Source organism: Actinocrinis sp. (assembly GCF_035946395.1).
GTDB lineage: Bacteria > Actinomycetota > Actinomycetes > Streptomycetales > Catenulisporaceae > Actinocrinis.
Genome location: NZ_DASYZI010000247.1, coordinates 1 through 6,753 on the forward strand (window position 1 = coordinate 1; position 6,753 = coordinate 6,753).

Annotated in this window: 6 protein-coding genes; 1 reads left to right on the forward strand and 5 read right to left on the reverse strand. The window is 69.7% G+C overall.

Features of this window, described 5'->3' with window-relative positions:
* The first annotated feature begins 310 nt into the window (after window positions 1-310).
* Entirely contained in the window at window positions 311-835 is a 525-nt protein-coding gene (locus VGS97_RS15105; RefSeq protein ID WP_326854141.1) for a hypothetical protein, read from the forward strand.
* Window positions 836-942: 107 nt separating this feature from the next.
* On the opposite strand, the gene VGS97_RS15110 is transcribed toward VGS97_RS15105, so the two are convergent.
* From VGS97_RS15110 to VGS97_RS15130, 5 genes are all read right to left on the reverse strand, one after another.
* A complete protein-coding gene (locus VGS97_RS15110) occupies window positions 943-1,539 on the reverse strand; it encodes a CatB-related O-acetyltransferase (RefSeq protein WP_414641723.1) in 597 nt (198 codons plus the stop codon).
* A gap of 92 nt (window positions 1,540-1,631) precedes the next feature.
* Window positions 1,632-1,919 (reverse strand): acyl carrier protein, encoded by a 288-nt coding sequence (locus tag VGS97_RS15115; RefSeq protein ID WP_326854143.1) that lies wholly within the window; start codon window positions 1,917-1,919, stop codon window positions 1,632-1,634.
* Window positions 1,916-2,683: an FMN-binding negative transcriptional regulator gene (locus VGS97_RS15120; RefSeq protein WP_326854144.1), complete on the reverse strand. Its 768-nt coding sequence runs from the start codon at window positions 2,681-2,683 to the stop codon at window positions 1,916-1,918. The genes VGS97_RS15115 and VGS97_RS15120 overlap by 4 nt, the downstream gene beginning before the upstream one ends.
* 12 nt (window positions 2,684-2,695) lie before the next feature.
* Window positions 2,696-3,817 (reverse strand): acyl-CoA dehydrogenase family protein, encoded by a 1,122-nt coding sequence (locus tag VGS97_RS15125; protein WP_326854145.1) that lies wholly within the window; start codon window positions 3,815-3,817, stop codon window positions 2,696-2,698.
* Window positions 3,818-3,822: 5 nt separating this feature from the next.
* A partial coding sequence (locus VGS97_RS15130; RefSeq protein ID WP_326854146.1) for an amino acid adenylation domain-containing protein occupies window positions 3,823-6,753 on the reverse strand: 2,931 nt, incomplete at its 5' end.

A 6,753-nucleotide genomic window follows, 5' to 3' on the forward strand; every position in this document is an offset into this window, starting at 1 on the left:
GACCGGAGCGGTGATCGGCACCCTGAACAGCTCCGGGAACGGCACCTTCTCCAACACCTTCACCTTCATCTCCGGCGGTCAGGCGATCGACCCGGGCAGCGTCACCGTCACCAGCCTCTTCGGCGCCTCGGCCACTGTCACACTCACGCCGTTCACGCCACCTCCCCACTACTAAGCCGAAACCGGACATGTGCACGGACGATGCGGTCCCCTCTGCTCCGCGCTGTCCGTGTACGCCGCTGCCCCGCGCGTGCGCACGACCGTGCACACGCCTGATTCCCATGTCTCTCACAGCCCCCAGGAGGAAAAGTTGAGTCACCGTCTCATCAGCAAGGCCGTGCGCACATCGGCGTTGATCGGCACGGCCGGTGTCGTCTCCGCCGCAGCCCTGTTCGCGTCCGCGCCGGGCGCGCTCGCATCCCCGGTGAAGGCACCGGCAGCTCAGCGGACCCTCAGCGTCACGTTGTCCTGCTCGACGATCTCGGGTCTGAGCGACAACCTGGCGTCCTACTCGGCCACCTGGATCTGGTACCAGGGCGGGATCAACGGCACGGAGATCTCGCGTCAGAGCCTCAACAGCGGGCTGTGTCCCCCGGCCGGCGACGGGGCCATCACCGCCACCGCCACCGGAGCCCAGCCGACGAACGCCGACACCCTGTTCGTCTTCGTCGAAGGCGGCATGGGCGGCTGCGGATCCTTAACGAGCGGAACGACCTCGTTCACCCCGGGCGCGCCCGCCACGATCAACGTGAACATGACCAACACGAGCCCATGCTCATACCAGAAGAACCTGCCGAAGGCCGTCGTGACCAGTAGCTTCGCCGGTCAGAGCTAGGTGAGTTCGAGCACCATCCAGTAGAGGGAAACTGCGGAGCCCCGGTCCCGGTCCCAGTCCGGACACGTGTCCCGGGGCCGGGGCTCTGGCGGCGGCGGTGTGAGTCGTCAGTGTGTGACAGCTGATTCGCGCGCCGCGCGTTCGAGCGCTGCGACGTCGCCGCTCATCAGGACTCGGACGTTGCGGGTGACCGCCTCGATCGGCCAGTTCCACCAGGCCACTTGCAGCAGGCGGGCGATTTCGTCGTCTTCATAGCGCAGCCGGATCAACCGGGCCGGGTTGCCGCCGACGATTGCGTAGGGCGGAACGTCGGCGGTGACCACCGAAGCGGCCGCGACCACGGCGCCGTCACCGATGGTCACGCCCGGCATGACGGTCGCGCCGTCGCCGAGCCAGACGTCGTTGCCGACCACCGTGTCGCCGCGGCTCGGCGTGATCATCAGGTCGAACGCGTGCTCCCAGCCGCCTTCGAAGATCGGGAACGGGAAGCCGGACACGCCGTCCATCCGGTGGTTGCCCTTGCTCATGATGAAGCGCACGCCGCTGGCCAGGGCACAGAACCGGCCGATCACCAGACGCTCCGGGCCGTGGTGGTGCAGGATGTTGCGCTGCTCGAACTCCTCGGCGTGTTCGCGATCATGGTAGTAGGTGTACTCGCCTATGTCCGTGTACGGCGATTTCACCAAAGGCCTGAGAAAGACCATGTCGCGGTAGTCGGACAGCGGATGTACCCGTGCAGGATCGGGGCCCAACGCCGCCTTCTCCCCCGGTGTCGGCGGCAGAGGCGGCGTCTCCATCAGATCTCTCCTTCGTCGAGCGGGCCGGCCGCGGAGTGCGCCAGGACGTGCTCGGTCAATTGGGCGACCGTGGGCTTCTCCGCGACCGACAGGACACTGACTGGTACGCCGAACTCGGCCCGCAGCCGTTCGGCGAGACTGAGCGCCAGCAGGCTCGGCGCGCCAAGTAGGAAGAAGTTGTCTTGTGGCTCGATCTGCATCTGCGGGTCGCCGAAGAGATCGCGCCAGATGTCGGTGATCCGCAACGCGATGTCTTCGGGCTGCGGGGGGACGGACGTGCCGGTCACGACAGTTCCTCCGGCTTTGGCGTCGGCTCCGGGCCTGACTGCGGGTCTGACTGCGGGTCCGCCACGGTCGCCGCATCGCCAGGCGCACTACCTACTGCGGCGACGCTGTCGCCGGCCCTGCCGTGCACCGGGAAGCGCGGATCGAAGCGGCGCTCCAAAAGTTCGGCCATCCGCGCCGCGCCCGGCTCGCCACTGCGTCGCAGCGTCGCGACCAGCGAGTCCATCTCGTGGTCCTCCTTGTTCTGGCCCAGTTTGAAGATGCCCTCGATCCGGGTGATGTCCAGTTCGAAACCGACCACCCGCTGGAAGTACTCCTCGAACAGCTCCGTGGTCACCTGGTCGAGCGTCCAGGCCGGATCCGGTGCGAGGCGGTGTTCCTGGTCCGCGATCAGGTCGGCGACCTGGCGCGCGGAGGAGGGCCGGTCCAGGATCCGGGGCACGCCGTGGACGTGCACGGCGGCGTAGTTCCAGGTCGGGAAGTGCGGCTCGTTGCCGTAGTCGGCCGGGCGGATGTACGAGTGTGGGCCGCGGAAGATCACCATGGCCTTGATGCCCCGCTCCATCATCCCGGTGATCGGGTTGGCCAGCGCCAGGTGCGCCCGCAGCCGACCGTACCGCCCCACTTCGCGGTCGAGGACGAACGGGATGTGGACGGCGTCGAGGCCCTCGTCTCCGGCGACGGTGAGCGTGCCGAAGGGATGCGCCTCGATCAGTTCGTGCATGACAGCTGTGTTCGCTGGCTGATACAGCTTGGGGACGTACACCGCATCCTCCGGTCAGGTCAGTGAGAGCTCGCCGGTGGACAGGAACTCGTCGAGTTGCTCACGCATCGTCGCCTCTGCGAGCGGGTGGTGGACAAGCGCTCGGCTCGCGGCGAGCAGGTGCGCGGTACGTGCGCCGGACGCGAAGTCCGCGCCGCCCAGAAGTTCGGCGGCCCGGTCGGTCGAGTCGGTGATCGCCCGCTGGGCGGCGTACCGCGCGAACAGCGCACGCGCGAGCACTGCCTCGTTCATCGTTCCAGTGTCGACGAGTGCTGCGACACCCTCCACGGCGGCCGCCGCGCCTTCCAGGGCGCCGACCGTCAGCACCCGGTCACCGGCCGAGCCGCGGCGGCGCTCCAGCACCGTCTCGGCGAGCGCGCTCGCGACGCCGAGGTACGCGCCGGTGATCAGCAGGACGAACCACACGAACGCACGCACCGTCTGCCCGGCGGCGTTGTCGGCGGGACCGAGCGGGATCACGTGATGTTCGGGCACGAACACGTCTTGCAGCGTCACTTCGTCGGTCTCGGCCGCGGCGAACACCGGGCTCTTCCAGAAGCTGCGGGCCTGGACGCCGGGCGACTCGGCCGGGGCCAGGATGTTGAGAAGCTGGCCGGCCCACGGCGAGTCGTCCGGGGCCGCGACCATCATCGACAGCACGCCCATCGACCAGACCAGCGAGCAGGGCCGCTTCACGCCGGACACGGCGAGGCCGCCCTCGACCGCGCGCACGGTGACGCCTGGGGTGAACAGGTTCGAGGCGACGCCGCTCTCCGCGCCACAGGACGCGATCAGCATTCGCTGGGCCGCCACGTCCCGCAGCAGCGCACGCGCCTTCGCGTCCGTGAGGACGTCGGCGAGCCACGCCGCCTTGTACTGGTGCATCGTCGTGGCGACGGCGAGCGACGGAGCCCGGCTGCCGAGCGCGCGCTGCACGCGCACCGCCTGCGACGCGGTGGCGCCCATGCCGCCGAGTTCGGCCGGCAGCAGCAGATTGCCGCCGCCGGCGTCGCGGAACTCGCGGATCACCGCCGACCGCGGGTCTTCGGCGCCGTCGACGCCGAGCCGCGCCAGCCGGTCATCGAAACCGGGCAGGAACCGGTCGAGTTCGGCGCGCTCGGCGGACAGGAAGGACATGGCGGCTACTCCTCGGACTGCGTGACGTGCTGCTCGGCCTGCCGCGCGGCGTCTTGCTCGGCCTCGGTGATCGCGCGCTCGATGATCGCGGCGGCGGCACGTGCGCCCGCGCCGGTGACGATGGAGAAGTGGCTTTCGTCGAGGGTGACGATGTTCAGGGCGGAGGTGTTCAGGGCTGAGGCGTTCAGAGTCGGGTTGCGCGGGGCTGGGGCGTGCGGCGCAGCGAGTGCGGTGGCGATCGGCCGCAGGCCGGTGAAGTGGTCGTCGGGCGTGCGAATTGCGCGGACCAGCAACGGCCGGACTGTTGTCGTGGCAGGGATATGACTTTCGAGCGCGTCGCAGTGATGATCGTAGACTGCGAAGAGGCGCGCGAGTTCGGCCTCTGCCAGTTCGTCGGCGAACACGCCGCGGCGCACCAAGTCGCGCTGCGTCTCGACCAAGCGTCGGCGCGTCGTGTCCGGGCCGGCGTCCCGCAGAGGACTGATTGGCGGACAGGGCACGCCGCCGGCCAGGTCGGTGAAGAAGGCTGCGATGCGGTGTTCGGTCCCGGTCGGCGTGCCCGGTCGGCCGGTGAAGCTGTCGAGCAGGACGAGTGCGCCGATCTGTCGGCCACGGGCGGCCAGGATCCGCGCCGTCTCCAGCGCGAGCGTGCCGCCCATCGACCAGCCCGCCAGGTGGATCGGCCCCGCCTCGGCCACCCTCGCGACCTCGTCGGCGTACACGGAGGCCATCGCCTCGATCGACGCAGAGGGTTGCTCGCCGGGGAGTAGCCCGGCGGCGCGCAGGCCGAGCACGGCGAGGGACGCCTGCGACCCCTCGTCCAGCGCGTCGGCCAGTTCCCGATAGCAGAGCACGTCGCCGCCGATCGGGTGGATGAGAAACAGACGCCTGTCTCGCTGACCGCGGAGGATCGGCACGAGCAGGCCGTGTCCGTGCGCGGCGCTGGAATCGGCGCCGGAGTCGGCGTCCGCGTCGTCACCGAGCATCCGTGCCTGTGCCTCGACAGTGCGGTTGGCGAACAGCGACGAGAGCGGCGGGCGGTAGCCGAATGCCTCGTCGATCCGGTGCAGCAGCCGTACGCCGAGCAACGAGTTGCCGCCGCCGGCAAAGAAGTCCTCTGTGACTGATCGCACCGGGCGGCCGAAAACGTCCGACCAGAGTTCGCACAGTCGCGCCTCGGCAGGGGTACGCGGCGGTGTCGGCGCTGCCGCGGCGGATGTGCGTTGCGCGGGATCGAGTTGTCGGGTGAGCGCGTCACGGTCAACCTTGCCGTTGCCGCTGAGCGGGAAGCGCTCGACGACCTTGATCACGGCCGGGACCATGTACTGCGGCAGGTGCTCGGCGATTTGCACGTGCAGCTTCCCTGTGTCAGGGGCGGCACCGTCATCGGCGACGACGAACGCCGCGAGGATCGCCTCACCATGGCCGCGATCGACCGCGGCGACCGCGGCGTGCACCCCGTCGCAGGCCACGAGCCTCGCCTCGATCTCGCCGAGCTCGATCCGGAAGCCGCCCACCTTGACCTGGAAATCCCGGCGGCCGAGGAACTCGACCACGCCGCCGGGACGGTAACGCCCCCGGTCGCCGGTGCGGTAAAGCCGCTCACCGGTGCGGGGGTGGACGAGGAACGCCGCGGCCGTGCGCTCGGCGTCGTTGAGGTAGCCGTCGGCCACGCCTTCGCCGCCGAGGTAGAGGTCACCGGGCACCCAGGTCGGCGTGTCTGCGAGCCCTTGGTCAAGCACGTGAAGGCTCTGATTCGCCAGCGGATAGCCGTACGGGACGGTCGTCCAGTCCGCCGGCCGGTGTTCGCGGGCCTCGAACCAGTTCGACCAGATCGCCGCCTCGGTCGCGCCGCCGAGCACCAGCACGCGCGCCGACGGGCAGACGGCCTGGAGGCGGTCGAGCAGCGTCGGCGCGACCCAGTCGCCGCTGAGCATGATCAGGCGCAGGCTGGCCAGCGTCCGGGATGCGTCCTGCCGAAGGTGTTCCAGCGTCATCTCCATCAGCGCCGGCACCGAGTTCCACACCGTGACGCCGTGTTCCTGCACGGCGCGTGCCCACAGCGCGGGATCGGGTGTCGGCGACGGCTGCGCGACGACCACGGTCCCGCCCTCGGCAAGGGTGCCGAAGATGTCGAAGACCGAGAGGTCGAAGCTGATCGAGGACAGCGCGATCACCTTGTCGTCCGCGCGCAGCGGCAGCCGTGCGGCGAGATCGCGTAGTGTGTTCGAAGCCTGACGGTGCGACACAACCACGCCTTTGGGACGGCCGGTCGATCCGGACGTGTAGATGACGTAGGCGGTCGCGTCGAGGTTCGCCGGTGGGTTGGGAGTGTGGAGGTCGGGAGCGTGGGGTGCGGAAGCGTCGGATGGTGGCGGCGTGCCGAAGCGCAGGAGTGCGGGAACGGGAGCGGAGTCGGCATCAGAGTCAGAGTCAGAGTCGGCAGCGGCAGCAGCAGCGGCGTTGACGGTCGTGGCATCGGCGTTAGCGTTGGCATTGATGGCGGCATTGGCTGCACGCAGACGCGATTCGCCGTCTTTGTCGGTTACCACGACCTGGCATCTGCTGTGCCGCAGGATGTCGAGAACGCGCAGCGGGGGCCAGCGGGTGTCCAGCGGGAGGTAGGCGGCACCGGCGTCGAGCGCGCCGATTACGGACGCGATCTGCTGCCAGCCTGGCGGAAGGTGGACGGCGACCAGGCTCCCGGGCGTGACGCCCTGCGCGCGCAGTGCCGAAGCGACTGCCGACGCCTCGTCGGAGAGCTCGCGGTAAGTCAGGCTCCTGTCGGTGCTGGCGATCGCCGTGGCGTCCGGGCGTGCCTGCGCGGTGCGGTGCACGGCGGCGTTGAGCGCGGCGAGTTCCAGGTCGGTGCGCGTCGCGTTGGAGCGTTCGCGCTCTGCCGTCTGCGCGGCGGGCAACAGCGGCGCTTCCCGGCG